Raw genomic sequence first — 23612 nt, forward strand, 5'->3', positions numbered from 1 at the left:
TCCAGTGGATCAGGCCCGGGAAGGGCGGTTGGAAAGTAGAAGGGTGGAAAGCGGTGGCACCGTGAGGTGCAGATGGGCTGGCTGGCCATGCAGCGGGGCGGGCGTGGCCTCCACGCCGCCAAAGTTGCCCATGCCGCTGCCGCCATAGGTCTCGGCATCGCTGTTGAGCAGCTCGTACCAGTGGCCCGCAGCCGGTACACCCACGCGCAAGGCCGCCAGCGGCATGGGCGTCAGGTTGTGCACGGCCAGCACCAAGTCGTCGCCGCCACCCCGCCGCACGAAGGCGAGCACCGTGGTCTGGTGCGGCTCCAGCGGCATCCAGGCAAAACCCTCGGCGTCAAAGTCGTGGGCATGCAGGGCCGGGCGGTCGCGGTACAGGCGGTTCAGGTCGGTCACCCAACGGGCCATGCCGCTGTGGCGCGTCTTGGCCCACAGGTGCCAGTCCAGCGCCCTCTCGTGGTGCCATTCCTCCACCTGGGCAAACTCGCCGCCCATAAACAAGAGCTTCTTGCCAGGGTGGGACCACATCATTCCGTACAGCGTGCGCAGGCCGGCAAACCGCTGCCAGGCATCGCCCGGCTGGCGCGACAGCAGGCTGCCCTTGCCGTACACCACCTCGTCATGCGACAGCGCCAGCACATAGTTCTCTTCGAACGCATACACCATCGAGAAGCGGATTTCGCCCTCGTGCCAATGGCGGTGCACGGCATCACGCTGCATGTAGCGCAACGTGTCGTTCATCCAGCCCATGTTCCACTTCATGCCAAAGCCCAGCCCGCCCGCATGCACCGGGCGTGACACACCCTTCCAGGCCGTGGACTCCTCGGCGATCACGTGCACGTCCGGAAACTCCGCATACACCGCGCCGTTGAGATCCTGCAGAAAGCGCACGGCCTCCCAGTTCTGGTGGCCGCCGTCGGGGTTGGGTACCCATTCACCCGGCTTGCGCGCAAAGTCCAGGTACAGCATGGACGAAACCGCGTCCACGCGAATCCCGTCGAAGTGGTACTTGCCCAGCCAGAACAGCGCATTGCTGATCAGGAAGTCGCGCACCTCGTACCGGTCGTAGTTGAAGATCAGGCTGTTCCACTCGGGGTGAAAGCCTTTGCGCAGGTCCTCGTGCTCATACAGCGCCGTCCCGTCAAAGCGGGCCAGACCGTGCTGGTCTGCCGGAAAGTGCGACACCACCCAGTCCAGCAGCACCCCGATGCCGTGCTGGTGCAGCGTGTCCACCAGCGTCATCAGGTCCTGCGGGTTGCCATAGCGGGCGGTGGGCGCAAAGTACCCGGTGGTCTGGTAGCCCCAGGAGCCGTAGAACGGGTGTTCGGTGATGGGCATCAGCTCCACATGGGTGAAGCCCAGCGCTGTGCAGTGGGCTACCAGCCGTTGCGCAAGGTCGCGGTAGTTGAGGAATCGCCCGTCTTCCTGTCGCTGCCACGAGCCCAGGTGCACTTCATAAATCGCCATCGGTGCACCGTGGCCCTGCCGCTGCCCGCGCGACGCCATCCACTCGCCGTCATGCCATTGATAGTCCAGCCGCCAGATTTGCGACGCCGTGCCGGGCGGGTGCTCCTGCCGGGTGGCAAACGGGTCGGCCTTTTCCGTCCACCGGCCGTTGGTGTCCTTGATTCGGTACTTGTACAGATCGCCATGGCCGGCGCCTTCCACGCGCGTGCTCCACCGGCCTGAGCCATCGCTTGCGGGGATCAGGTCCTGGCCCGTCCAGTCGTTGAAACTCCCAATCACCTGCACCCGCTGCGCGTTGGGCGCCCACACAGCAAAGCGCGCGCCCGTGCCGTCCACATGCGCGCCCAAGGTTTCGTACTGCCGAAAGGGGATTGGCGATTCCCCAGCCCGTGGGGCGGTAGGGCTGGGTAGGGGGGCTGCGGTGTTCATGGTGGTGCGAGGTAGCCACCATGTTCTTGTGCGCTGCAATATCGGTTTGCAAGACCTTCCTCATTCGTGGGGTAGGCGGGTGCCTACAGCGGCGATTGCAGTGTGGATTGCATGGGCGCGTTTGACTAGAACGCGAGGGCTTCCCGGCTTGGTACCACCACGTACTGATAGATTAAAAAACAAGCAATAGTGGCTGTTAGCGCTTATCTGTAAAGCGCTAGCAGCTATCAATACAGTAGCGAGTAGCGAGTAGCGAGTCAGTTCCCAATCGCTATCCCAACTTGTGCGCAGGCGTGAGGCCGCTGCACGTGCCGGATGTTTGGCTCTGCGAGGCACGTGGCTTCACGGTTTCGGGCCTGGTCTGAAGGTTTCGCCCCGACCCGAATGTCAAACGGTGGGAACCGTTCCTCCATCGATCACGTGTTCCGAACCCGTCACAGATGCCGCACGCGGAGATACGAGGAAGGTGATCAGGTCACGGAAGCCTCGGTTTCGATCCAGCCGGGCGAGACACGCAATACGCGCACCCCTTTGGGTGTGACCTCCTTGGACAACGACTTGCTATAGGTGGAAAGGGCGCCTTTGGCGGCCGCGTAGGCGGTGGTCGACTCCGGAAGCGGAAGCACTCGCTGAATCGACGTCACGTGCAGTACAACCCCTGCACCCTTTGCCAGCATGGCCGGTAACAAGGCCCGGTCAAGGCGAACGGCAGGCATCAGGTTCAGGTTCAGCTCGCTGAGCCACATGGCGTCGTCGAGTGCCGCAAAAACCACCGGGTGGCGCGTTCGAGCCTCCCACGGAGTTGATCAGGATATCGACGCAGCCCCACTGTTCCTTCACCGCGCGCGCCAGCGTGTTTACGCCCTCTGCGGTCGTTAGATCGGTCTGGACGTAGGTCACGCCTTCCAGTGGCCTGTCTGGCGCGGAACGCGCAGTCGTCATGACCTGCACTCCCACTTCTTGAAGGCTCTTAACCAGAGCAGCGCCCAAGCCCTTGGTGCCGCCGGTAACCAGGGCACGCTGCCCTTTCAGGTGAAGGTCGAAGTTCATGCCGTCACCTCCAACGATGCGATGAGGCCGCGCTCCAGGCGAAAGCGGTAGGTCAGATTGATCGGGCTCCCAGGGAAGTTGCCTGTGACCTTGGCGCGAACGACCTGGACACCGTCCTCACGGTCCAGTGCAAACGGGGCGGTTGTGGCGCTGTACTTGGCGGATGCCTCGGCCATGAAGGCCTTGATGGCGGCCACGCCCGTGTATGTGTGGCCATCGTCCTTCATCACCGCTTGCGGTGTGAAGCAACGCGCCAATGCGTCGGGGTTGTGCTCGGCCGCAAAGTACGCGGCAATCGGTTCAGGAAGGGTCGAGGGGTGCATGCAGAGAGCTCCATCGGGTGAATGAAGGCCCAAGAATGCGCGTCGCAGAGAAATAAGTGAATCGCCTAGAATTGAAATAGGCTGTGTAGAAAGGAATGCATAATGCGCGGCTTCGAGTTTGCTGAGCTGAAAGCATTTGCAGCGGTGGTCGAGCGCAACAGCTTTGCCCGCGCGGCAGAACACCTGGGCCTCTCACCCTCTGCGCTCAGCCAGACCATTCGACAGCTCGAAGGCCGGCTCGGCACATGCCTTCTGAATCGCACGACCCGAAGCGTGGCGCCCTCGGCCAGTGGCGAACTGCTTTATGCGCGCATAGCCCCCCTGTTTCGGGAAATGGATGCTGCAGTCGCTGAAGCCACTGAGGCCGCAGGACACGCCACCGGAACGCTTCGCATCAACACGCTGGGTATCGCCGCCCGAACCATCATCGCGCCCAGGCTGTCGCGCTTTTATGAGGCCTACCCCGATGTGGTGCTCGACATCGTGGTTGACGACGCTCTGACCGATATCGTTGTGGGCCGGTTTGACGCGGGCATCCGTGTAGGAGGTCGGCTTGAGAAGGACATGATTGCTGTCCGCCTCACGCCAGACCTGAACATGGTGGCGGTCGCGTCTCCCGGCTATCTGGCTGAGCGAGGCGTGCCCAAGGCCCCCGCCGATTTGCACAGCCATGCATGCATCAACTGGCGGCTGCAGAAAGACGGCAGGCAGTACCGTTGGGAGTTTGAGAAGAAGGGCCAGAAACTTGAAGTCGCGGTGAATGGTCCCGTCGTCACCAATCACGCCGACATTGGCATTGCCGCTGCGCTCCACGGGCTCGGCATTGCGTACCACTTTGAACGGGATGGCGTGGCTGAGCACCTGGCCCAGGGCAGGTTGGTCCAGGTCCTGGCGGACTGGTCGATCTCGCGCCCGGGGCTGTTTCTCTACTACCCGAACAGGCAGCATCGGCCAGCACTGCTGGGCGCATTTATCGACTGCTTGCTGGACAAAGACCTCGAACCGGAGCGCCACACTGACTAGCTTGCGATGCAATCAGGGCGTCGCCTCGGTAGATCATCGTGGATTGCGCATCTACGGCGGGCATTTCGCTGCGGGTCGAAGGTGGCGGTCGCGTTCGCAAGGGTATCGAGGGCGGCCACTTCACCTCGCGTTCCGCGCTTCGCGACCAGGTGCAGAAATCGGCAGTGAGAGGCTGGTTGCACTCGGCTGATTTGGCTTCATAAACCTGCGGTCTGCGCCACGTTGCAGCCGCTCAGGTTCTGGTCTTCGCATTCGACATCTTGCACGCATCAATGCGGCGGCTAGACTGCTGCGAGCGGTCGCCTGCCCACTCCCTATACCCGTTGTGGTGGCCGAATTGCAGATGCCAGAACGTCTATACATCCGACTGCCAGAAGACCCGTCGTGTGCGCCTGGGACCACCGTCCCTGCGAGCACGTTGACCGAGTTTCCCGTGCCGGCCACCCTGCAATCGGCGGTGGCCCATGTCACGGCCTACGAGGAACGGTTCGCCCCTGATCGAGAGGTCGTAGAGCGTGTGCTGCCCGACGGGGCCTCCCGTCTGCTCATCGTGCTGCACAGCGGGGCGGCGTCCGTCCATGTCGCCGGGGCGCGGGCCAACCCAGTCTTGCTCAAGATGAATGGCCACATGCACGGGCTTTCGATCACGCTGAATCCCGGGGCAACACTGGGACTGTTCGGCGTTCCGGCCAGCGAATTGGTGGGTCTCACGGTGCAATGGGACGACATCGTCATCAAGGCGCATCGCGACATACCCGAGCAACTGGTGGACGCGAACGACGACCCCACGCGCGTTCAGCGGGTGCTGCAGTTGCTACAGGCAATGCAGCGGCCACTGGAGTCCTCGCGCCAGCTGATGGAGTACGCCGCGAGACGCCTTGGCCCCACGAGGGGCGATATCTCTGTGCGGGCATTGGCCGCCGAGCTGAATCTCAGCGAACGGCGCCTGCAGCAGTTGTTCGCCTCGCACATCGGCCTGGCGCCCAGTGTCTGGCGTCGCCTGCAACGCCTTCACGGAACGCTGCGTTTGTTGCGGACGGCCGAGACGCTGCCATGGTCCGAGATTGCACTGCGCGCTGGGTACTACGACCAGTCGCATCTCATCAACGATTTCCGCGCGCTGTGCGGCCTGACGCCGAAACAGTTCCTGCAACGCGTCGTTTCGGATTCTTCCAATACAACGAACCGCGACACTGCCTAAAGTCGCGGTCAACCAGAATCCATCCTCACCTTGCAGATGAACAGCCTCACCAATTGCATTGCCGTTGTGACGGGCGCCAGCCGTGGCGCTGGTCGCGGCTGCGCGACAGAACTGGGCGCGGCCGGCGCCACGGTGTACGTGACCGGGCGCAGCCGACGCGACGAAGCCGCACCGGGCTACGAACAGATCTCGTTGCTGTCAAACCTGGAGCGGGTGCCGGGCAGCATCGACGAGACAGCCGAAGAGGCGACACGCGCGGGCGGCCGGGGCATTGCGGTTGCCTGCGATCACACGGATGAAGCGCAGGTCAAGGCGCTCTTCGAACGCGTGCATCGCGAACAGGGCCGTCTGGATCTCCTCGTCAACAACGCCTGGGGCGGACACGAGTCCTTCGATGGCGTGTTTCAGGCGCCTTTCTGGGAGCGCCCGATGGTGCACTGGGATGCGATGTTTGATCGCGGCGTTCGCAATCACCTCCTCTCCAGCAGGCTGGCCGCACCGATGCTCGTGCGTCAGGGCCGGGGACTGATCGTGACCACGACGTTCTGGGACCGCGACCGCTACATGCAGGGCAACCTGTTCTACGACCTCGCCAAAGCCGCAATGACGCGGTTGGCCTTCGGCATGGCACAGGAGCTGAGGCCTCATGGGGTCGCCTCGGTGGCGGTGTCCCCGGGCTGGATGCGCACCGAGTTCGTTCTGGCCGGTCACCAAACCGACGAGGCCCATTGGCGCGAGCGACCGGCACTTGCCCGCACGGAGTCGCCCCGCTACCTCGGGCGTGCGGTTGTGGCCCTGGCCAGCGATGCCCGAGTGCTGGAGCGAAGCGGCCAGGTGCTTCGTGTGGGTGACCTAGCAAAAGTTTATGGCTTTACCGACATCGATGGCCGGGTGGTGCCGCCTTTTGAAATGGAGGCGCCGTGACCGGCGTCGTCTGCACGCGCGACCGCGCACGCGAAGGGCGGGGAAAGATCCTGTTGGGCCTGTAAAGCGCACTTGCTTGAGCTGGTTTTCAGCGAGCGAAGTTGCCAACACCAAACGCTGCTACGCAGTTGTTCTGCCGCCGCGCGCCTCACCCGGCAGTTCGGCAAAGCGCTATTTCGACACACAGCTCGACCCAAAAAATTCAGTCATATCTGGCTGTAGCGCTTGTCCACAAAGCGCTAGCAGCTATCCAATCAATAGCAATCACTTTCCCCGCGGCACACCGAAAGCGGCTTTGGCCCGGCTGCCAGCGCGCGTCACGCCCGACCTACACCAACACATCCCGAATTGCCGGGTCCTTGTCGAACTGCGCCTTGGCAAACGGGCACAGCGGCAGCACCTTGGTGCCTGTTTCGCGTGCCCATTGCACCAGCGCGCCCAGCAGGGCGCGGCCGGCGCCCTGGCCGCTGAGGGCGGGGTCCACTTCGGTGTGGTCCACGATGACCATGGTGGCGTTGGTGCGGCTGTAGGTCATCTCGGCCAGGCGCTGGCCGCCGTTCTCGATGGTGAAGGCGCCTTTGGCGTCTTGTTCCTGGTGCTGGATGGTGTGTTGCATGGGGGGTGAATGAAGCAGGTGGAATAGGTGCCGGAGTATGGCGCAGCAGGTATTGCCGCCGCTGACCGACTGATGAATGGGTTGTGAAGGCAGCGCCAAGCAGCATGCCGTCTTCCGCTATGCCTGACCAAATGCCTCCGACAGAAACTCTGCCGTGGCGCGGACGCGGGCGGTGCGCTGCAGGTCGGGGTGCATGACTTGCCAGACCTCGTAATCGGTGGCGCGGCGGCGTTGGGGCCAGATGCGGACCAGGCCTTCGCGCTCGCCCATCCACACCGGCATTTCACCCAGGCCAATGCCCGCTGCTACCGCCTTGCGCACCAGCAGGCTGGAGCGCACGGCCATCGCGATGCGGGCCTGGCGGGCTGGCACACCGGCCATGGTCAGAAACGGGCTGTGCTCCAGGTAGGGGCCATAGGCCACCAGGTGGTGGCCCCGCAGCTCGTCGTCGGGCACGGGTTCGCCAAAGTGCGCGATATAGGCCGCGCTGGCAAACAGGCCCACCGGCCATGACACCACGCGGCGCACGACCAGGTCGGGCGTCTCCGGGCGGACGTTGCGAAACGCTATGTCCACCTGCCTGCGGCTGAGGCTGAGCAACTGGGTGGAGACCTCCAGGTCCACACGGATGTGGGGCCAGTGCCGCTGCAGGCGCTCGACGGCGGGCAGCAGCAGGTCGATGGCGATGGAGTCGGTGCTGGTGACGCGCACGATGCCGCCGGGGTTTTCGTCCTGGCCTTCGATTTTGGTGCGCAGGTCGAGGGCTGCGCTTTCCATGCGGCGGGCGGCTGCCAGGGCCGTTTCGCCTGCCGGCGTGAGCAGGTATCCATCTTTGGCACGCAGGAACAACTTGGCGCCCAGCTCGGCCTCCAGTGCATTCAGCCGCCGCCCCACGGTGGCCTGGTCGATGCCCAGGCTGCGCGCGGCGGCGCGCAAGGAGGGGGCTCTTGTCAGCGCGAGAAAGACGCGGGTGTCGTCCCAGTTCATGGTGGTGTTCATCGGATGGGCATGATGCAATTTTGCATCACTACAGAGCGAAATTGCTGCGTTTGAATTGTGCGTTGGCGCTGTAACCTTGCAGGCCTGAATGACATTTTTGAGGTGCAACCCATGCCCACCGCCTTGAGTGAACAACATCCCGTCACTGTGCAAACCGCCGTACCACCCACCATGCAGGCCATCGTGTTCGACGACTTCGGTGGGCCTGAGGTGCTGGTGGCCCGGGAGGTCCCGACCCCCGAGGTGCGTCCGCACGACCTGTTGGTGCGCAACGCCTCCATCGGCGTGAACCGCGCTGATCTGTTGCACCGCAAGGGGGCTTACGGTCGCGCCTACTTTGGCGATGCGGACACCATGGGGCTGGAGATCGCGGGCACGGTGGTCGCGGTGGGCCCGCTGGTGCGCGGCTTTGCCGTGGGCGACCGTGTGATGGGCATTGTGGGCGGCGGGGCCTACGCCGAGCTGTCGCGCATCGACCACCGCATGGCCATGCATGTGCCGGACGGCCTGGGCCTGGTGGCAGCGGGTGCGGTGGCAGAGGTGTTTGTGACTGCACACGAGGCGCTGTTCCACCTGGCCAACCTGCAGGCGGGCGAGTCGGTGCTGATCCACGCAGCCGCAGGCGGCGTGGGCTCGGCGGCGGTGCAACTGGCGAAAGCGGCGGGCGCACGGGTGTTTGGCACAGCAAGCGGTGACAAGCGCGATGCAGTGCTGGGCTTTGGCGCAGATGTGTTCATTGATTACCGCAGCGAGGACTTTGCGGCCGTGGTGGCGCAGGCAACGGACGGCAAAGGTGTGGACGTGGTGATCGACTTCATTGGTGCGCCATACCTGGAGCGCAACGTGCGGTCGTTGGCCGTGGGCGGGCGCATGGTGGCCGTGGGCTTGCTGGGTGGCGCGCAAGGCGCCACGTTGCCGATGGACGCCGTGCTGTACCGCCATCTGCAGATCTTTGGCACGGTGATGAAGTCGCGCGCGCCCGAGGTCAAGCAGGCCATGGTGCAGCGCTTTGCCGAGCGGTGGCTGCCTGCGCTGGCGGCCGGTGCGATCCGGCCGGTGATTGACAGCACCTACCCGTTGGCAGATGCCGCGCAGGCCCACAGTCGCATGGAATCTGGCGTCAACGTCGGCAAGATTCTGCTGCTGCCAGGGGCGGCCTGAGGCGCGCAGAGGTTCATTGCTGCGGTGGGGGCATGGCGCCCGGGCGCGCCCGACTCCGCGTCAGCCCGCCGCTCTGGCTGCCCCGGCCGCCTGTCGGCAACTTGCAAACATGTCCAGCCCCGTGCTGTACGCCCCGGTCTTCACATCCATCAACCCCAGTACCGAGTGAAAGTAGTTGTCGTGGGTGATGCGCCGCTCGGCCAGCTCGTGCTGCAGGCAGCCGGTGGCGACCTGGGTGCGCGCCTGCATGGCGGGCGAGAGCCAGGTGATCCACGGCACATGCTTTTGCACGTCGGGCGCAATGGAGTAGGGCAGGCCGTGCAGGTAGAGGTTGTTCTCGCCCAGTGATTCGCCATGGTCTGCTACATAAATCATAGCTGTTTGCGCTTTGCTATCCTGCGCTGCGAGCCACTTAAGCACTGAGTCGAGGAAAAAGTCCGTCTCCACGACGCTGTTGTCATACGCGTTGACGACCTGCTGGCGCTCACACTCCTGCAGGGCGGTGGATGTGCATTCGGGGCCAAACTTCTTGTTGTCGGGCGCCGAGCGTTTGTAGTACGCGGGGCCGTGGCTGCCCATCTGGTGCAGCACGACCACGGTGCCGCGCTGGCGCTGTTCCGCGGGCAGGGCTGCGATGCGGGTGTCCAGGTCTTGCAGCATCACGCGGTCCAGGCACTCGCCGCCGGGGCACAGGGCAGGGTCGGGCGTCGGGCTTTTTGGCGCGCTGGTGAGGGTCTCGCCAATGCGGTCGCACACGCCTTTGCAGCCGGACTGGTTGTCCACCCACAGCACGGCCAGGCCTGCGTGGTGCAGCACGTCGATGAGGCTTTCAAAGTTGGCAGCGCGCGCTTCATAGCCCGTGCGGCCCAGGTGCGAGAACATGCAGGGCACCGATGCTGCGGTGCTGGTGCCGCACGACCACGCATTGCGGGCGCTGACGAGGTCTGTGCGGGCCGCGAGCAGCGGTGTGGTGTTGCGCTCATAGCCGTTGATGCCGAAGTTGCCGCTGCGGCCGGTTTCGCCCAGCACCAGCACCAAGAGCGGGGACTTGGCCTGGCCCGCATAGCTGGCGCCAAGCTGGGCGTCGCGACCCACGGGCAGCAGCTGGGTGGTGTTCATGCGCAATGGCCGGGTGGCGATGTGGCCCAGGGCGTACACGCTGTTGAGCGGGTTGATGAGGTAGCGCAGCCGCGTGTGGTTGCGCATGGTGGACGCAAAGTCCTGGAACACCAGCAGCAGGCACAGTACGGCCAGTGCCACGGCGCCCCCCAGCAGGGCCGCGTTGTGGGCCGCGTGGCGCAGGGCGCCCAGGCGCTGCAGCGGGGTGCGGTACAGCCACAGCAGCGGGGGCGCGGCGAGGGCCAGCACGGTGAACAGCATGCGCCAGCTCAGCAGGTCGGTGGTTTCGTGGGCATCGGTCTGCAGGACGTTGGTCAGCATGCTGGCGTCGATGGCAATGCCGTAGGCGAGCATGAAATAGGCACCAAAGGCGGCCATCACCACCATCAGTGCTGCGGCGGGCTTGAGCGTCCAGCGCCAGGCCAGGAGGCTCAGCAGGGCGGCATTGCCGGCGGCCACGATGATGGCGAACGCAACGGCAAACCCCCAGCCGCGCAGGCTGCCCTGGCCCGGCAGCTGGGCCACCTCGCGCCACAGAGGCACGTTGCAGGCCGTGGCCAGCCAGGTGCTGATGAGCACCACCACCCACACGGGGTGCAGTGGCGCGGGTTGCGAGGTCGTGGACGAGGCTTGCCGCGCGGCGCCTGCAGCCAGGTGGGGGTGCAGCAGGCGCTGCAGGATCAGAGACATGGCGCGCACTGTGGCGCCCCAGCCTTAAGGGCGCATTAACGTGCGGGAGCCTCTGCGGAGGAGGGCAGCGCCAGGAGCTGCTGCGCGTGGTGCCGCAGGTGGTCGGCCATGAAGCTCTGCACAAAGTAGTAGCCGTGGTCATATCCCGCATGGCGGCGCAGCGTGAGCGGCTGTCCGATGGCGGCGCAGGCGGCTTCCAGCAACTGGGGGTGCAGCTGGTCTGCCAGGAATTTGTCGGCCAGTCCCTGGTCGATGAGGATGACGCCCGGGTACGGGGCAATGGGCTGGTGCTGCATGAGCACGGTGGCGTCGTGCTCCAGCCAAATGGTGGTGTCGTCGCCCAGGTAGCCGCTGAACGCCTTGGTGCCCCAGGGGCACTGCATCGGCGCGCAGAGGGGCGCAAAGGCCGACACGCTGCGGAACCGGCCCGGGTGGCGCAGGGCCAGCGTCAGCGCGCCGTGGCCGCCCATGCTGTGGCCGAAGATTCCCAAGCGCTTTCCGTCGACGGGTAGCTGCTCGGCCACCTGGGGCAGCAGGTCGTTCATCAAGTAGCTTTCCATGCGCCAGTGGGTGCGCCAGGGCTCCTGCGTCGCGTCCAGGTAAAAGCCCGCCCCAATGCCGAAGTCCCAGCTGTCGGTGGCACCTGGCAGCGACTCTGCCGCTTCGCCGCGGGGGCTGGTGTCGGGCGCGATCACGGCCAGGCCCAGCTCGGCCGCTACACGCTGCGCGCCGGCCTTGATGGCAAAGGTTTCCTCGTTGCAGGTCAGCCCCGCCAGGTACAGCACGGCGGGCACGGGGCCTTGGATGGCCTGCGGGGGCAGGTACACCGCAAACTTCATCGGCAGGCCGATGGCTGCGGAGTCGTGCCGGTAAAAGCGCTGCTCGCCGCCAAAGCAGCTGTGGCTGCCCAGGAGTTCAAAGGGTGGGGACATGGTGGTGGTTTGCTCTGTTTTGTATAGCTGCTAGCGCTTGCTGTTCAATGGTTGCAAGTCTTATCTTCTTGATTTCATTGATTGACAAGCGCTGGCAGCTATGGATTTGATAGTGGCGTTGCAGCAGTGTCAGGCCGCGTACTTGACGACCGAGCGGATCGACTTGCCTTCGTGCATCAAATCAAACGCTTCGTTGATGTCCTTCAGGCCCATGGTGTGCGTGACAAACGGCGCGAGTTGGATCTTGCCCGCCATCGCGTCTTCGACCATGCCGGGCAGCTCGCTGCGGCCCTTGACGCCGCCAAACGCCGTGCCCATCCACTTGCGGCCGGTGACGAGCTGGAAGGGGCGGGTACTGATCTCCTGCCCCGCGCCTGCCACGCCGATGATGACCGACTGGCCCCAGCCGCGGTGCGCGCATTCGAGTGCGGCGCGCATCACGTTGACGTTTCCAATGCACTCAAAGCTGTGGTCCACGCCCCAGGTCGTCATCTCCACGATGACCTGCTGGATCGGCTTGTCGAAGTCCTTGGGGTTGACGCAGTCGGTCGCGCCAAAGGTGCGGGCCAGGTCGAACTTGGAGGGGTTGGTGTCGATGGCAATGATGCGCCCGGCCTTGGCCAGCTTGGCGCCCTGGATCACCGCCAGGCCAATGCCACCCAGGCCGAACACAGCCACCGTGTCGCCCTCTTGCACCTTGGCGGTGTTCTTCACGGCGCCCAGGCCCGTGGTCACGCCGCAGCCCAGCAGGCAGACTTGCTCGGGGTTGGCGTTAGGGTTGACCTTGGCCAGCGAGACCTCCGCCACCACGGTGTATTCGCTGAAGGTGCTGCAGCCCATGTAGTGGTAAATCGGCTGGCCGTTGTAGCTGAAGCGCGTGGTGCCGTCGGGCATCACGCCCTTGCCCTGCGTGGCGCGCACGCTCACGCACAGGTTGGTCTTGCCGCTCTTGCAGAACAGGCATTCGCCGCATTCGGCGGTGTAGAGCGGGATCACATGGTCGCCGGGCTTCACGCTCGTCACGCCTTCGCCCACTTCCACCACGATGCCCGCGCCTTCATGGCCCAGCACCACGGGGAACAGGCCTTCGGGGTCGTCACCACTCAGGGTGAAGGCGTCGGTGTGGCACACGCCGGTGTCGGTGATGCGGATGAGCACTTCGCCCTTCTTGGGCGGGGCCACGTCGATCTCGACGATCTGCAGGGGTTCTCCGGCTTTGAAGGCAACGGCGGCACGGGATTTCATGGGGTGGTCCTTTCGGTCAATCGGGTGAATGGGGGTGGGCGGTCTGTCTATTTGAGGTACGACCGGAGCAGGGCCAGGGTTTCGTCGATCGCTGCCTGGGATGGCGCGGGTTTCTCGGCCAGCGTCTCGCGCACATGGCTGTCGAGCAGGTCGGCCATCAGCCCGTGCACGGCGCCGCGCATGGCGGCCAGCTGCTGCAGGATGGGGGCGCAGTCGCTGCCCGCCTCCACGGCGCGCTCCAGCGCCTCGGCCTGGCCCTTGATGCGGCGCAGGCGGGTGATGGCGCGTTGCTTGTCTTCGGGGGTGTGGGGCATGGGCTGCGGGTGTGGGGCGCGGGTGCCGCCTGTGTACTGGGTGGCAGTATAAAAGATAGCCCCATGCTGGTCGAGCGGTAGGCCGTTAAAAAGCCTTTTAACTAGGGGGGAGTATGTGCATCCAGCAGGGCTTGGCCTGCGTGGGGCGCCCATGAAAAAAGCCCGCAGGCACAAGGCCTGCGGGCTTGGGGAGGGGCGGACGGCGCGCTGGGCGCCGTGCCAGCGATCAGCGGCTGGCCAGTGGGGGCACGTCGCGGCGCACGGAGCCGGTGAACAGCTGGCGGGGGCGGCCGATCTTGTACTCGGGGTCGCCGATCATTTCGTTCAGCTGGGCGATCCAGCCGACGGTGCGGGCCAGGCTGAAGATGCCGGTGAACAGGTTCACGGGAATGCCGATGGCGCGCTGCACGATGCCGGAGTAGAAGTCCACGTTCGGGTAGAGCTTGCGCTGCACGAAGTAGTCGTCTTCCAGGGCGATCTTTTCCAGTTCCTTGGCCAGCTTGAACAGCGGGTCGTTTTCCAGGCCCAGCTCGGCCAGCACTTCATTGCAGGTTTCCTGCATGAGCTTGGCGCGGGGGTCGTAGTTCTTGTACACGCGGTGGCCAAAGCCCATGAGCTTGACGCCGGAGTTCTTGTCCTTGACCTGCTTGATGAAGTCGCCGATCTTTTCCACGCCGCCTTGGGCCTGGATGTCGTACAGCATGTTGAGAGCTGCTTCGTTGGCGCCACCGTGGGCGGGGCCCCAGAGGCAGGCCACGCCCGCAGCGATGGCAGCGAAAGGGTTGGTGCCCGACGAGCCGCACAGGCGCACGGTGGAGGTCGAGGCGTTCTGCTCGTGGTCTGCATGCAGGATGAAGATGCGGTCCAGCGCGCGTTCCAGCACGGGGTTGACCTTGTACTCTTCGCAGGGCGTGCCGAACATCATGCGCAGGAAGTTGCCTGCGTAGGACAGGTTGTTCTGCGGGTACATGTAGGGCTGGCCCATGCCGTACTTGTAGGCCATGGCGACCAGGGTGGGCATCTTGGCGATCAGGCGGATCGCGGCGATCTCGCGGTGCTGCGGATTGTTGATGTCCGTGCTGTCGTGGTAGAAGGCCGACAGGGCGCCCACCAGGCCGGTCAGCACAGCCATGGGGTGAGCGTCGCGGCGGAAGCCACGCAGGAAGAACTGCATCTGCTCGTTGACCATGGTGTGGTTGGTCACGCGGCTGGTGAAGTCGGCCTTTTGCGCCACGTTCGGCAGATCGCCGTACAGCAGCAGGTGGCAGGTTTCCAGGAAGTCGCAGTTTTCAGCCAACTGCTCAATGGGATAGCCGCGGTACAGCAACTCGCCCTTGTCGCCATCGATGTAGGTGATGGCGGACTGGGTGGCTGCCGTTGACAGGAAGCCGGGGTCATAGGTGAACATGCCCGTCTGCGCGTACAGCTTCCGGATGTCGATGACGTCCGGGCCAATGCTGCCCTGGTAGACCGGCAGGTCCACGCTGGGGCTGCCATTGCTGAAGGACAGGGTGGCTTTGTTGTCAGCTAGCTTCATTGTTACTTTCCTTTGGTTTGCCGATGATCATCCGGTCTTGAGGGGCTGAGGGCTTTGCCGAGCGAGAGAACCCGCTCTTCAGGCCGCCAGCACGGGGGTGCCGCCACTTTGCCGCAGCATGCCGAGCACTTCATGCACCTCGGGCACATCCAGGGCCTCCTGGGGTTCCTTGCGCCGAAGCAGCAGGTCCAGAAGATCGTTGTCTGACAGATCCATCAGGGCCGCAAGGCCCTGGGCGTGGCGCTGGTTGAGCTCGGGCTCGAAACGGGCGAAGAACCGTTCGATGAACAGATCGTTCTCCAGCAGGCCGCGCCGGCAGCGCCAGTGCAGCTTGCTGAGTTCGCGTTCCGACAGCAGCGGGGACGCTGCGGCAGGTGCGGGGGTTGCGATTGCTTCGCCCATGGTGGTCCCGTGGCAGGTCAGATGGCGCGGCGCACCATCAGTTCCTTGATCTTGCCGATGGCCATCGTGGGGTTCAGGCCCTTGGGGCACACGTCCACGCAGTTCATGATGGTGTGGCAGCGGAACAGGCGGTACGGGTCTTCGAGGTTGTCCAGGCGCTGGGAAGTCGCTTCATCCCGGCTGTCGGCGATGAACCGGTAGGCCTGCAGCAGGCCAGCGGGGCCCACGAACTTGTCGGGGTTCCACCAGAAGCTGGGGCAGCTGGTGGAGCAGCTGGCGCACAGAATGCACTCGTACAGGCCGTTGAGTTCTTCGCGCTCCTCAGGCGACTGCAGGCGCTCCGTTTCGGGCGGCACGTTGTCGTTGATGAGGTAGGGCTTGATCGAGTTGTACTGCTTGAAGAACTGCGTCATGTCCACGATCAGGTCGCGGATGACCGGCAGGCCGGGCAGGGGCTTCAGGACCACGGTGCCGGGCAGCGTGTTCATGTTGGTCAGGCAGGCCAGACCGTTCTTGCCGTTGATGTTCATGGCGTCCGAGCCACAAACACCTTCGCGGCAGGAGCGGCGGAACGACAGGGTAGGGTCTTGCGCCTTGAGCTTCATCAGTGCGTCCAGCAGCATACGTTCGCTGCCGTCGAGTTCCACTTCGACGGTCTGCATGTAGGGCTTGGCGTCCTTGTCAGGATCGTAGCGGTAGATTTGGAAGGTGCGTTTTGCCATGGTGGGGTGCTCCTGTATCCGTTTAGAACGTGCGAACCTTGGGCGGAACTGAGTCCACGGTCAGGGGTTTGAGTTTGACGGGCTTGTAGGTCAGGCTGTTGCTCTCGCTGTGCCACAGGGTGTGCTTCATCCAGTTGGCATCGTCGCGGCCCAGTGGCGCCACGGGGTCGTCTGCGGGGCGCTCGTAGTCGCTCACGGTGTGGGCGCCACGGCATTCCTTGCGGGCAGCGGCAGACACCATGGTGGCTTGCGCGGCTTCGATCAGGTTCTCGACTTCCAGCGCTTCGATGCGCGCGGTGTTGAACACCTTGGAGTGGTCCTTCAGGCCCACGCTGTTCACGCGGTTGCGCAGCTCGGCGATCTTCTTGACGCCTTCGTCCATGCTCGCTTGCGTGCGGAACACGCCGGCGTGCAGTTGCATGCTGGCGCGGATGTCGTTGGCCACGTCCTGCGCGTATTCGCCGCTGCTGGCGCCTTGCAGGCGGTTGAGGCGCTCAAGGGTGCGGTCGGCCGCGTCCTTGGGCAGGGGCTTGTGGTTCTTGTTTTTGTCGTTGAACTCGACGATGTGGTTGCCCGCCGCGCGGCCAAACACCAGCAAGTCCAGCAGCGAGTTGGTGCCCAGGCGGTTGGCGCCGTGCACGCTGACGCAAGAGCATTCGCCCACTGCGTACAGGCCGTTGACCACCAGGTTGTCGTTGCCGCCTTGCTGCACCACGACCTGGCCGTTAATGTTGGTGGGGATGCCACCCATCTGGTAGTGGATGGTGGGCACCACAGGGATCGGTTCCTTGGTGATGTCGACGTTGGCGAAGTTGACGCCGATTTCGTACACCGAAGGCAGACGCTTGTGGATGGTGTCGGCGCCCAGGTGGTCGAGCTTGAGCAGCACGTAGTCCTTGTTGGGGCCACAGCCACGGCCTTCCTTGATTTCCTGGTCCATCGAGCGGGACACGAAGTCGCGCGGGGCCAGGTCCTTCAGCGTGGGCGCATAGCGCTCCATGAAGCGTTCGCCGTTGCTGTTGAGCAGAATCGCGCCTTCACCGCGGCAACCTTCGGTCAGCAGCACGCCCGCGCCGGCCACGCCGGTGGGGTGGAACTGCCAGAACTCCATGTCTTCCAGTGGAATGCCCGCGCGCGCTGCCATGCCCAGGCCGTCACCGGTGTTGATGAAGGCGTTGGTCGAGGCGGCAAAGATGCGGCCTGCGCCACCGGTGGCCAGCAGCGTGGTCTTGGCTTCGAGGATGTGCAGGTCGCCGGTTTCCATTTCCAGCGCCGTCACGCCCACCACGTCGCCGTCGGCGTCGCGGATCAGGTCCAGGGCCATCCACTCCACGAAGAAGTTGGTGCGGGCCTTGACGTTCTGCTGGTACAGCGTGTGCAGCATGGCATGGCCTGTACGGTCCGCGGCCGCGCAGGCGCGTTGCACCGGTTTTTCGCCATAGTTGGCCGTGTGGCCACCGAAGGGGCGCTGGTAGATCGTGCCATCGGCGTTGCGGTCAAACGGCATGCCCATGTGTTCCAGGTCGTACACGACCTTGGGCGCTTCGCGGCACATGAACTCGATAGCGTCCTGGTCACCGAGCCAGTCCGAGCCCTTGATGGTGTCGTAGAAGTGGTAGTGCCAGTTGTCCTCGGACATGTTGCCCAGCGAGGCGCCGATGCCGCCCTGCGCCGCCACCGTGTGTGAGCGGGTGGGAAACACTTTGGAAAGCACCGCAACGTTCAGACCCGCGCGAGCGAGTTGCAACGATGCGCGCATGCCGGAACCGCCGGCGCCGACGATGATGACGTCGAACTTGCGCTTGGTGATGTTTGCGTTGGTGTAGCTCATTGTTTTATGCCTTCAGTCGCGGGGGATCAATCAGAGACGCCACAGAACCTGGATGCCCCAGCCGGCACAGCCGACCAGCCAGACGATGGTGAACACCTGCAGCAGCAGGCGGACGCCCACGGGCTTGATGTAGTCCATGAAGATGTCGCGCATGCCCACCCACACGTGCCACGCCAGGGCAACGATGACGGAGAAGGTGAGCACCTTCATCCACTGAGCAGCAAAGATGCCAGCCCACAGGTCGTAACCGATGGGGCCTTTGGTAAAGATGACCTGGGCCAGGACGGCCAGGGTAAACAGGGCCATCAGGCCTGCGGTGACGCGCTGGCTGAGCCAGTCGCGCAGGCCATAGTGGGCGCCGACGACAACGCGCTTGGAACCGTAATTGACGGACATGGGGTGTTTTCCTCTTCAATCGTCCGCAGCCGCCGCCATGCAGCCTCTGCGGTTTATCGTTTTTGGGGGTGGGTTCAGGACGTCAGCAAATCAGTACAGGCCGAAGAGCTTGGCGCCCAGCACCAGGGTCAGGCCAATGCTGACGGCCAGCACCACGATGGCCGAGCTCTTGCCAAATTCCTTGGTCACCGCGCTGTGGCTTACATCCATCCACAGGTGGCGCAAGCCGGCGATGAAGTGGTGCAAATACGCCCAGATCAGGGCCAGCGCCACCAGCTTCATGAACCAGCCGGGCACAAAGCCCAATCCGACGTTGAAGGCAGCAGCAAATTTGGCGAACGAGATTTCGGACGACACGGAGGTGTCGAACATCCAGATGATGAAAGGCAGCAGAAGGAACATGATCAGCCCGCTCACGCGGTGCAGGATCGACACCCACCCGGCAGGGGGGAGGCGGTAGGTGGTCAGGTCCGTGAAGGCATTGATGTTGCGGAATTCAGGCCGTTTTTTGGCGAGCTCGGTCATGTTGATTGCTTTCGTGGATGTAACTGCTTTGTAATTTGGAGATTCAAAGAACGCAAAATTCTATTGCAACGCAACAAGTCGGTTGTCTTCGGTCGTCAAATATCGACAGTTCCGCTCAGGTGCCAGGGTCGTGTCAGCTCAGCTCGTTACGGTAGTGGTGGGTGTCCGTAAGGTACAGCCCGCGACGTAACTCCATGGGAACGTCGTTGTAGGTGAAAGCCACGCGCTCCACGCTCAGCAGCGGCGTGGTGGGGGTGATCTTCAGCAGCCGCGCCTGTTCCTCGTCGGGCAGCACAGCGCGGATCTTTTCCTCGGCGCGGACCATGCGCACGCCAAAGTCGATCTCGAACATGGCGTATGTGGGGCCCTGGTAGTTGGCCAACTGCTCGGCCGTCAGGCCTTTGAAGGCATGGCCTGGCAGCCAGATGTCTTCCAGAATGGTGGGCACGCCGCCAAACGAGAGAATCCGTTTGGCCTGCATCACAGCGTCGGCGCTGCGCAGGGCCAGGGCGCGCGCCACGTCGGCGCTGGCACGCACCCGCCGGCATTCGATCACGTGACGCTGGGCGGGACCCTCCACGCGGGCGTCGCCGGTGTCAGGCAGCAGCTTCAGAAAACGGTATTGCACATGCTGCTCGGCGTGGGTGGCCACAAACGTGCCTTTGCCCTGGCGGCGCATCACCAGGTTTTCTGCGGCCAACTCGTCGATGGCCTTGCGCACGGTGCCTTGGCTCACGCGGAAGCGGGCCGCCAACTCCATCTCGCTGGGGATGGCTTCGCCCGGCTTCCACTCGCCCTGCTGGAGGCTCTGCAAGATCAGGCCCTTGATCTGCTGGTACAGCGGGCTGAATGCCGGCGTGGCGGCGCCTGCACCGCCAGCGGGCGTGGCGGAGGGGTCGGCGGCAAACGGAACGGACGACATGGCGAAGGGCGGTGGGGCAATCTGCGGGTGTGAAGCGATGCTGTGGCAGGGCGCCGCCGTATGGCAATCGGATGACAAAACTGCGTCCAATCATATCTTATATAAGACATAAGACAAATTGACCGAGTGATCCAATCGGCGGTACACTCTCCGGCTGTTTTGCAGGGCACGGGCTGCTGGTAACAGACGCTGGTGCTTGCGTTGCATCACCCATCTGTTTTTCACTTCCCTGGAGTTTTCACCATGAGCAAGAAGCCTGTTCGCGTGGCCGTCACCGGCGCCGCTGGCCAAATTGGTTACGCCCTGCTGTTCCGCATCGCCTCCGGCGAAATGCTGGGCAAGGACCAGCCCGTCATCCTGCAGCTGCTCGAAGTGCCCGTGGAAGGCCCGCAAAAGGCGCTCAAGGGCGTGATGATGGAACTGGACGACTGCGCATTCCCGCTGCTCGTTGAGATGACCGCCCACAGCGACCCCATGACCGCATTCAAGGACGCCGATTACGCGCTGCTGGTCGGCTCCCGCCCCCGCGGCCCCGGCATGGAGCGTGCCGAGCTGCTGGCCGTGAATGGCGCCATCTTCACCGCTCAGGGCAAGGCCCTGAACGCCGTTGCCAGCCGCGATGTGAAGGTGCTGGTGGTGGGCAACCCCGCCAACACCAACGCCTACATCGCCATGAAGTCGGCCCCTGACCTGCCGCGCAAGAACTTCACCGCCATGCTGCGCCTGGACCACAACCGCGCTGCCAGCCAGATCGCTGCCAAGACCGGCAAGGCCGTGGCAGACATCGAAAAGCTGACCGTGTGGGGCAACCACTCGCCCACGATGTACGCTGACTATCGCTTTGCCACCATTAACGGTGAAAGCGTGGCCAAGATGATCAACGACCAGGAATGGAACGCCAACACCTTCCTGCCCACCGTGGGCAAGCGCGGCGCGGCCATCATCGAGGCACGCGGCCTGTCGTCCGCAGCGTCGGCAGCCAATGCCGCCATTGACCACATGCGCGACTGGGCGCTGGGCACCAACGGCAAGTGGGTCACCATGGGTGTTCCTTCGGACGGCCAGTACGGCATCCCCAAGGATGTGATGTTCGGCTTCCCCGTCACTTGCGAAAACGGCGAGTACAAGATCGTGGAAGGTCTGGAGATCGACGCGTTCTCGCAAGAGCGCATCAACACCACGCTGGCCGAACTGCAAGGCGAGCAAGAAGGCGTCAAGCACCTGCTGTAATTTGCAGCCAGGCTGTTGTTGTCCATGCTCGACTGGAACCCTGCGCTCTACCGCCGCTTTGAGGAAGAGCGCACGCGCCCAGCCGAGGAGTTGCTCGCCCGCGTGCGGCTGGGTCAGGCAGGCCCCGGCGCCCACGTGGTGGACCTGGGCTGCGGCCCGGGCAATTCCACCGAGCTGCTGGTGCGGCGCTTTCCAGAGGCGCGCGTGACCGGCGTAGACAACTCAGCCGCCATGCTGGCCAGCGCGCGCGAGCGCCTGCCCGGCGTGACGTTCGAACACGGCGACATCGCCACCTGGGCGCCCACTGTGGCGCCCCATTTGATTTACGCCAACGCCGCCCTGCAGTGGGTGGCGGGGCATGACACCCTGGTTCCCCGGTTGTTCAGTCTGCTCGCCCCTGGCGGGGTGCTGGCCATCCAGATGCCCGACAACCGGCAGGAACCATCTCACCGCCTGATGCGCGCGGTGGCGGCCGACGCACCCTGGCGCGAACCCATCGGAGACGCCGACAGCGTGCGCACCGATCTCGCCCCCATCGCCGGGTACTACGACATGCTGGCCCCGCACGCCGCGCAGGTGGATGTGTGGCACACCATCTACCAGCATGTGATGCCCTCTGCCCGCGCCATCGTGGACTGGCTGCGCAGCACCGGTCTGCGCCCGTTTCTGGATCCGCTCACCGACGCGCTGCGTGAGAGCTTCCTGGCCGAGTACGAGCGCCGCATCAGCGACGCCTACCCCGAGCGCGCAGACGGCAGCCGCTTGCTGGCTTTTCCGCGCATGTTCATCGTTGCGCAGCGCCGCCCGTCATGACCTCGACCGTGGCCTCTACCGCGCATCCGGCCAGCGTGCTGCTCGGCGCCCAGGCGGCCGCCACGCGGCTGCCCGTGTGCGACCACTACAGCGGAGTGGGTGCGCGCATGCGCAAGAGCCTGGAGTTGCAGGCCGAGATGACAGCCGAGCTTGGCCACTGCGTGTTCGACGTGACGCTGGACTGCGAAGACGGCGCCCCCGTGGGCCAGGAGCGCGAACACGCCGAACTGGTGGCCAGCCTGGCGCGCAATGCGCCCGAAGGCGCCCGCGTGGCCGCCCGCGTGCACACAGTGGACCACCCTGCGTTCGCCAACGACATGGCCACCATTGCCGGTGAAGCGGGCCACCGCCTCACACACATCATGGTCCCCAAGGTCGAGTCGGTGGACGACGTGCTGCGCGCCGAGAAGGCCTTGATCGCCGCGTCCGCGCGCCATCTGCCGCTGCATGTGCTGATCGAGTCCCCGGCCGCAGTGCACCGGGCTTTCGAGATTGCCGCCCACCCCCGCGTGCAGAGCCTGAGCTTCGGGCTCATGGACTTTGTGTCGGCCCACGGCGGCGCAATTCCGGCCTCGGCCATGGGCTCGCGTGGCCAGTTCGAGCACCCCCTGGTGGTGCGTGCAAAGCTGGAGATTGCCGCCGCTTGCCATGCACACGGCAAGGTGCCGTCGCACTGCGTGGTCACCGAGTTTTCCGATGCGGCCGCACTGCAGTCAGCCGCCACGCAGGCTTCGCAGGAGCTGGGCTACGCCCGCATGTGGAGCATCCACCCTGCGCAGATCCGTCCCATCCTGCAGGCGTTCGCGCCACTGCAGGGGGATATCGAGGTCGCTTCAAAAATAATAGCTGCTGCCGCAGATGCTGATTGGGCTCCGATCAGTTTTGAAGGCAAGTTGCATGACCGCGCCAGCTACCGCTACTACTGGCAGTTGCTGGAGCGCGCCCACAGCACCGGGCGCACCATTCCTTCGGCCGTGCGTCATTGGTTTGACGCGTCGGCTTCATCCACCTTGTGATCCCGACCTTTTCCAACCCGCAGGACCCTTCTCCCATGAAATCCCTGATCGCCTCTGCCCTGATGCTGCTGGCCCCGGCCCTCGCCATGGCGCAAACCCCTGCGCAACCCGCGGCCAAGACCGACGCCAAGGCGCCTGCCAAGACGGCTGCAAAGCCTGCCGCCAAGCCCGCCGCCAAGTCGGATGCCAAGCCCGCGCAGGCCTCCGCCAAGAAGGGTGACACCGCCAAGGCGGCAGATGCCACCAGCAGCCGCACGCAGCTCAAAAGCGCTGCCAACCAGGTGGCCACCGGCATCATCGCCGCTGAGGCGGCCCTGTCGCCTGAAGAGCTGGCGATTGCCGAGCGTGTGCACGTGGGCCGCATTCCGTGCGAGCTGGGCGCCTTCGTGACCGTGACGGCCGATGCCGCCACGCCGGGCCTCTTCCATGTGGAAGGCAAGGGCTTCAAGTACCACATGGCTCCGGTCGCCACCACCACTGGCACGGTGCGCCTGGAAGACCAGAAGGGCGGTGCGGTTTGGCTGCAGATTGCCAACAAGTCCATGCTCATGAACCAGAAACTGGGCCAGCGTCTGGCAGACGAGTGCATGAGTCCGCAGCAGCTGGTGGTGGCCGAAGCCATCAAGAAGAACCCGCCCGTGAGCGTGCTGGAGCCGCTGAAGTAAGCCGCCGCCAAGCCACCGCACTCATCCAGTAAAGAACAAATAAATGTTTGCGTGTGCCGG

23 protein-coding genes and 1 pseudogene are annotated in these 23612 nt (G+C 64.4%); 8 read left to right on the plus strand and 16 right to left on the minus strand.

What is annotated here, in order from left to right:
* Positions 1–9: 9 nt before the first annotated feature.
* The 3 genes and pseudogenes from glgB to ACK4HJ_RS11435 form a co-directional block, all read right to left on the minus strand.
* Entirely contained in the window at positions 10–1896 is a 1887-nt protein-coding gene (glgB, locus tag ACK4HJ_RS11425) for a 1,4-alpha-glucan branching protein GlgB (RefSeq protein WP_409831315.1), read from the minus strand.
* Positions 1897–2283: 387 nt separating this feature from the next.
* A pseudogene (locus ACK4HJ_RS11430) lies at positions 2284–2946 on the minus strand (SDR family oxidoreductase).
* The gene (locus ACK4HJ_RS11435; RefSeq protein WP_409831318.1) at positions 2943–3269 is read right to left on the minus strand and encodes a nuclear transport factor 2 family protein; all 327 of its coding nucleotides are present in this window, start codon (positions 3267–3269) and stop codon (positions 2943–2945) included. The pseudogene ACK4HJ_RS11430 and the gene ACK4HJ_RS11435 overlap by 4 nt, the downstream one beginning before the upstream one ends.
* A gap of 102 nt (positions 3270–3371) precedes the next feature.
* Here ACK4HJ_RS11435 and ACK4HJ_RS11440 point away from each other — a divergent pair, with 102 nt between their 5' ends.
* The 3 genes from ACK4HJ_RS11440 to ACK4HJ_RS11450 all read left to right on the plus strand — a co-directional run bounded on the left by ACK4HJ_RS11440 (position 3372) and on the right by ACK4HJ_RS11450 (position 6417).
* Positions 3372–4292, plus strand: a complete 921-nt coding sequence (locus ACK4HJ_RS11440) for a LysR family transcriptional regulator (protein ID WP_409831321.1) — start codon at positions 3372–3374, stop codon at positions 4290–4292.
* 418 nt (positions 4293–4710) lie between these two features.
* Positions 4711–5493, plus strand: coding sequence for a helix-turn-helix domain-containing protein (locus ACK4HJ_RS11445; protein ID WP_409831323.1), 783 nt, complete (start codon positions 4711–4713; stop codon positions 5491–5493).
* A 36-nt stretch (positions 5494–5529) separates the two neighbouring features.
* A complete protein-coding gene (locus ACK4HJ_RS11450; RefSeq protein WP_409831528.1) occupies positions 5530–6417 on the plus strand; it encodes an SDR family oxidoreductase in 888 nt (295 codons plus the stop codon).
* A gap of 328 nt (positions 6418–6745) precedes the next feature.
* On the opposite strand, the gene ACK4HJ_RS11455 is transcribed toward ACK4HJ_RS11450, so the two are convergent.
* Both ACK4HJ_RS11455 and ACK4HJ_RS11460 read right to left on the minus strand, forming a co-directional pair.
* Entirely contained in the window at positions 6746–7033 is a 288-nt protein-coding gene (locus ACK4HJ_RS11455) for a GNAT family N-acetyltransferase (RefSeq protein ID WP_409831326.1), read from the minus strand.
* A 117-nt stretch (positions 7034–7150) separates the two neighbouring features.
* Positions 7151–8020 carry a LysR family transcriptional regulator gene (locus ACK4HJ_RS11460; RefSeq protein WP_409831328.1) on the minus strand — a complete coding sequence of 290 codons (870 nt, stop codon included), beginning with the start codon at positions 8018–8020 and terminating at the stop codon, positions 7151–7153.
* Between the two features lie 183 nt (positions 8021–8203).
* On the opposite strand from ACK4HJ_RS11460, the gene ACK4HJ_RS11465 reads away from it, so the two are divergent.
* Complete coding sequence (locus tag ACK4HJ_RS11465; RefSeq protein ID WP_409831530.1) at positions 8204–9193, plus strand: NAD(P)H-quinone oxidoreductase; 990 nt, start codon at positions 8204–8206, stop codon at positions 9191–9193.
* A 60-nt stretch (positions 9194–9253) separates the two neighbouring features.
* On the opposite strand, the gene ACK4HJ_RS11470 is transcribed toward ACK4HJ_RS11465, so the two are convergent.
* From ACK4HJ_RS11470 to ACK4HJ_RS11520, 11 genes are all read right to left on the minus strand, one after another.
* Positions 9254–11002, minus strand: coding sequence for a phosphoethanolamine transferase (locus ACK4HJ_RS11470; RefSeq protein WP_409831331.1), 1749 nt, complete (start codon positions 11000–11002; stop codon positions 9254–9256).
* Positions 11003–11037: 35 nt separating this feature from the next.
* Positions 11038–11934, minus strand: a complete 897-nt coding sequence (gene fghA, locus ACK4HJ_RS11475) for an S-formylglutathione hydrolase (RefSeq protein WP_409831334.1) — start codon at positions 11932–11934, stop codon at positions 11038–11040.
* 129 nt (positions 11935–12063) lie between these two features.
* Positions 12064–13179, minus strand: a complete 1116-nt coding sequence (locus tag ACK4HJ_RS11480) for an S-(hydroxymethyl)glutathione dehydrogenase/class III alcohol dehydrogenase (protein ID WP_409831336.1) — start codon at positions 13177–13179, stop codon at positions 12064–12066.
* Between the two features lie 47 nt (positions 13180–13226).
* Entirely contained in the window at positions 13227–13493 is a 267-nt protein-coding gene (locus ACK4HJ_RS11485; RefSeq protein ID WP_063462852.1) for a metal/formaldehyde-sensitive transcriptional repressor, read from the minus strand.
* A 226-nt stretch (positions 13494–13719) separates the two neighbouring features.
* On the minus strand, positions 13720–15030 hold the full coding sequence (locus ACK4HJ_RS11490; protein ID WP_094287176.1) for a citrate synthase: 1311 nt from the start codon (positions 15028–15030) through the stop codon (positions 13720–13722).
* Between the two features lie 78 nt (positions 15031–15108).
* On the minus strand, positions 15109–15432 hold the full coding sequence (locus ACK4HJ_RS11495) for a succinate dehydrogenase assembly factor 2 (RefSeq protein ID WP_409831340.1): 324 nt from the start codon (positions 15430–15432) through the stop codon (positions 15109–15111).
* Positions 15433–15449: 17 nt separating this feature from the next.
* Entirely contained in the window at positions 15450–16154 is a 705-nt protein-coding gene (locus ACK4HJ_RS11500) for a succinate dehydrogenase iron-sulfur subunit (RefSeq protein ID WP_409831343.1), read from the minus strand.
* A gap of 22 nt (positions 16155–16176) precedes the next feature.
* Positions 16177–17985 (minus strand): succinate dehydrogenase flavoprotein subunit, encoded by a 1809-nt coding sequence (sdhA, locus tag ACK4HJ_RS11505; RefSeq protein ID WP_409831345.1) that lies wholly within the window; start codon positions 17983–17985, stop codon positions 16177–16179.
* A gap of 30 nt (positions 17986–18015) precedes the next feature.
* Positions 18016–18381, minus strand: a complete 366-nt coding sequence (sdhD, locus tag ACK4HJ_RS11510) for a succinate dehydrogenase, hydrophobic membrane anchor protein (protein ID WP_409831348.1) — start codon at positions 18379–18381, stop codon at positions 18016–18018.
* 90 nt (positions 18382–18471) lie between these two features.
* The gene (gene sdhC / locus ACK4HJ_RS11515; protein WP_409831350.1) at positions 18472–18906 is read right to left on the minus strand and encodes a succinate dehydrogenase, cytochrome b556 subunit; all 435 of its coding nucleotides are present in this window, start codon (positions 18904–18906) and stop codon (positions 18472–18474) included.
* A 133-nt stretch (positions 18907–19039) separates the two neighbouring features.
* A complete protein-coding gene (locus tag ACK4HJ_RS11520) occupies positions 19040–19828 on the minus strand; it encodes a GntR family transcriptional regulator (RefSeq protein WP_409831352.1) in 789 nt (262 codons plus the stop codon).
* Between the two features lie 243 nt (positions 19829–20071).
* Between ACK4HJ_RS11520 and ACK4HJ_RS11525 the strand changes: the two genes are divergently transcribed.
* The 4 genes from ACK4HJ_RS11525 to ACK4HJ_RS11540 are packed head-to-tail and all read left to right on the plus strand — an operon-like array spanning position 20072 to position 23552.
* Positions 20072–21058 carry a malate dehydrogenase gene (locus ACK4HJ_RS11525; RefSeq protein WP_409831354.1) on the plus strand — a complete coding sequence of 329 codons (987 nt, stop codon included), beginning with the start codon at positions 20072–20074 and terminating at the stop codon, positions 21056–21058.
* Between the two features lie 24 nt (positions 21059–21082).
* Positions 21083–21871, plus strand: a complete 789-nt coding sequence (gene tam, locus ACK4HJ_RS11530; RefSeq protein WP_409831356.1) for a trans-aconitate 2-methyltransferase — start codon at positions 21083–21085, stop codon at positions 21869–21871.
* Positions 21868–22887: an HpcH/HpaI aldolase/citrate lyase family protein gene (locus ACK4HJ_RS11535; RefSeq protein ID WP_409831359.1), complete on the plus strand. Its 1020-nt coding sequence runs from the start codon at positions 21868–21870 to the stop codon at positions 22885–22887. Before tam ends, ACK4HJ_RS11535 begins: the two co-directional genes overlap by 4 nt.
* 35 nt (positions 22888–22922) lie before the next feature.
* The gene (locus ACK4HJ_RS11540; protein ID WP_409831362.1) at positions 22923–23552 is read left to right on the plus strand and encodes a hypothetical protein; all 630 of its coding nucleotides are present in this window, start codon (positions 22923–22925) and stop codon (positions 23550–23552) included.
* Positions 23553–23612 lie beyond the last annotated feature (60 nt).

The organism is Acidovorax sp. (assembly GCF_046294525.1).
Lineage (GTDB): Bacteria > Pseudomonadota > Gammaproteobacteria > Burkholderiales > Burkholderiaceae_C > Acidovorax.

Bases quoted from the DNA above. Each gene is read 5' to 3' on its own strand.
- sdhD (WP_409831348.1), bottom strand. From the start codon at position 18,381: ATGTCCGTCAATTACGGTTCCAAGCGCGTTGTCGTCGGCGCCCACTAT.
- ACK4HJ_RS11470 (WP_409831331.1), bottom strand. From the start codon at position 11,002: ATGTCTCTGATCCTGCAGCGCCTGCTGCACCCCCACCTGGCTGCAGGC.
- ACK4HJ_RS11540 (WP_409831362.1), top strand. From the start codon at position 22,923: ATGAAATCCCTGATCGCCTCTGCCCTGATGCTGCTGGCCCCGGCCCTC.
- ACK4HJ_RS11520 (WP_409831352.1), bottom strand. From the start codon at position 19,828: ATGTCGTCCGTTCCGTTTGCCGCCGACCCCTCCGCCACGCCCGCTGGC.
- ACK4HJ_RS11450 (WP_409831528.1), top strand. From the start codon at position 5,530: ATGAACAGCCTCACCAATTGCATTGCCGTTGTGACGGGCGCCAGCCGT.
- sdhA (WP_409831345.1), bottom strand. From the start codon at position 17,985: ATGAGCTACACCAACGCAAACATCACCAAGCGCAAGTTCGACGTCATC.
- ACK4HJ_RS11495 (WP_409831340.1), bottom strand. From the start codon at position 15,432: ATGGGCGAAGCAATCGCAACCCCCGCACCTGCCGCAGCGTCCCCGCTG.
- ACK4HJ_RS11460 (WP_409831328.1), bottom strand. From the start codon at position 8,020: ATGAACTGGGACGACACCCGCGTCTTTCTCGCGCTGACAAGAGCCCCC.
- ACK4HJ_RS11455 (WP_409831326.1), bottom strand. From the start codon at position 7,033: ATGCAACACACCATCCAGCACCAGGAACAAGACGCCAAAGGCGCCTTC.
- ACK4HJ_RS11490 (WP_094287176.1), bottom strand. From the start codon at position 15,030: ATGAAGCTAGCTGACAACAAAGCCACCCTGTCCTTCAGCAATGGCAGC.
- ACK4HJ_RS11500 (WP_409831343.1), bottom strand. From the start codon at position 16,154: ATGGCAAAACGCACCTTCCAAATCTACCGCTACGATCCTGACAAGGAC.
- ACK4HJ_RS11440 (WP_409831321.1), top strand. From the start codon at position 3,372: ATGCGCGGCTTCGAGTTTGCTGAGCTGAAAGCATTTGCAGCGGTGGTC.
- sdhC (WP_409831350.1), bottom strand. From the start codon at position 18,906: ATGACCGAGCTCGCCAAAAAACGGCCTGAATTCCGCAACATCAATGCC.
- fghA (WP_409831334.1), bottom strand. From the start codon at position 11,934: ATGTCCCCACCCTTTGAACTCCTGGGCAGCCACAGCTGCTTTGGCGGC.
- glgB (WP_409831315.1), bottom strand. From the start codon at position 1,896: ATGAACACCGCAGCCCCCCTACCCAGCCCTACCGCCCCACGGGCTGGG.
- ACK4HJ_RS11435 (WP_409831318.1), bottom strand. From the start codon at position 3,269: ATGCACCCCTCGACCCTTCCTGAACCGATTGCCGCGTACTTTGCGGCC.
- ACK4HJ_RS11485 (WP_063462852.1), bottom strand. From the start codon at position 13,493: ATGCCCCACACCCCCGAAGACAAGCAACGCGCCATCACCCGCCTGCGC.
- ACK4HJ_RS11535 (WP_409831359.1), top strand. From the start codon at position 21,868: ATGACCTCGACCGTGGCCTCTACCGCGCATCCGGCCAGCGTGCTGCTC.
- tam (WP_409831356.1), top strand. From the start codon at position 21,083: ATGCTCGACTGGAACCCTGCGCTCTACCGCCGCTTTGAGGAAGAGCGC.
- ACK4HJ_RS11525 (WP_409831354.1), top strand. From the start codon at position 20,072: ATGAGCAAGAAGCCTGTTCGCGTGGCCGTCACCGGCGCCGCTGGCCAA.
- ACK4HJ_RS11480 (WP_409831336.1), bottom strand. From the start codon at position 13,179: ATGAAATCCCGTGCCGCCGTTGCCTTCAAAGCCGGAGAACCCCTGCAG.
- ACK4HJ_RS11465 (WP_409831530.1), top strand. From the start codon at position 8,204: ATGCAGGCCATCGTGTTCGACGACTTCGGTGGGCCTGAGGTGCTGGTG.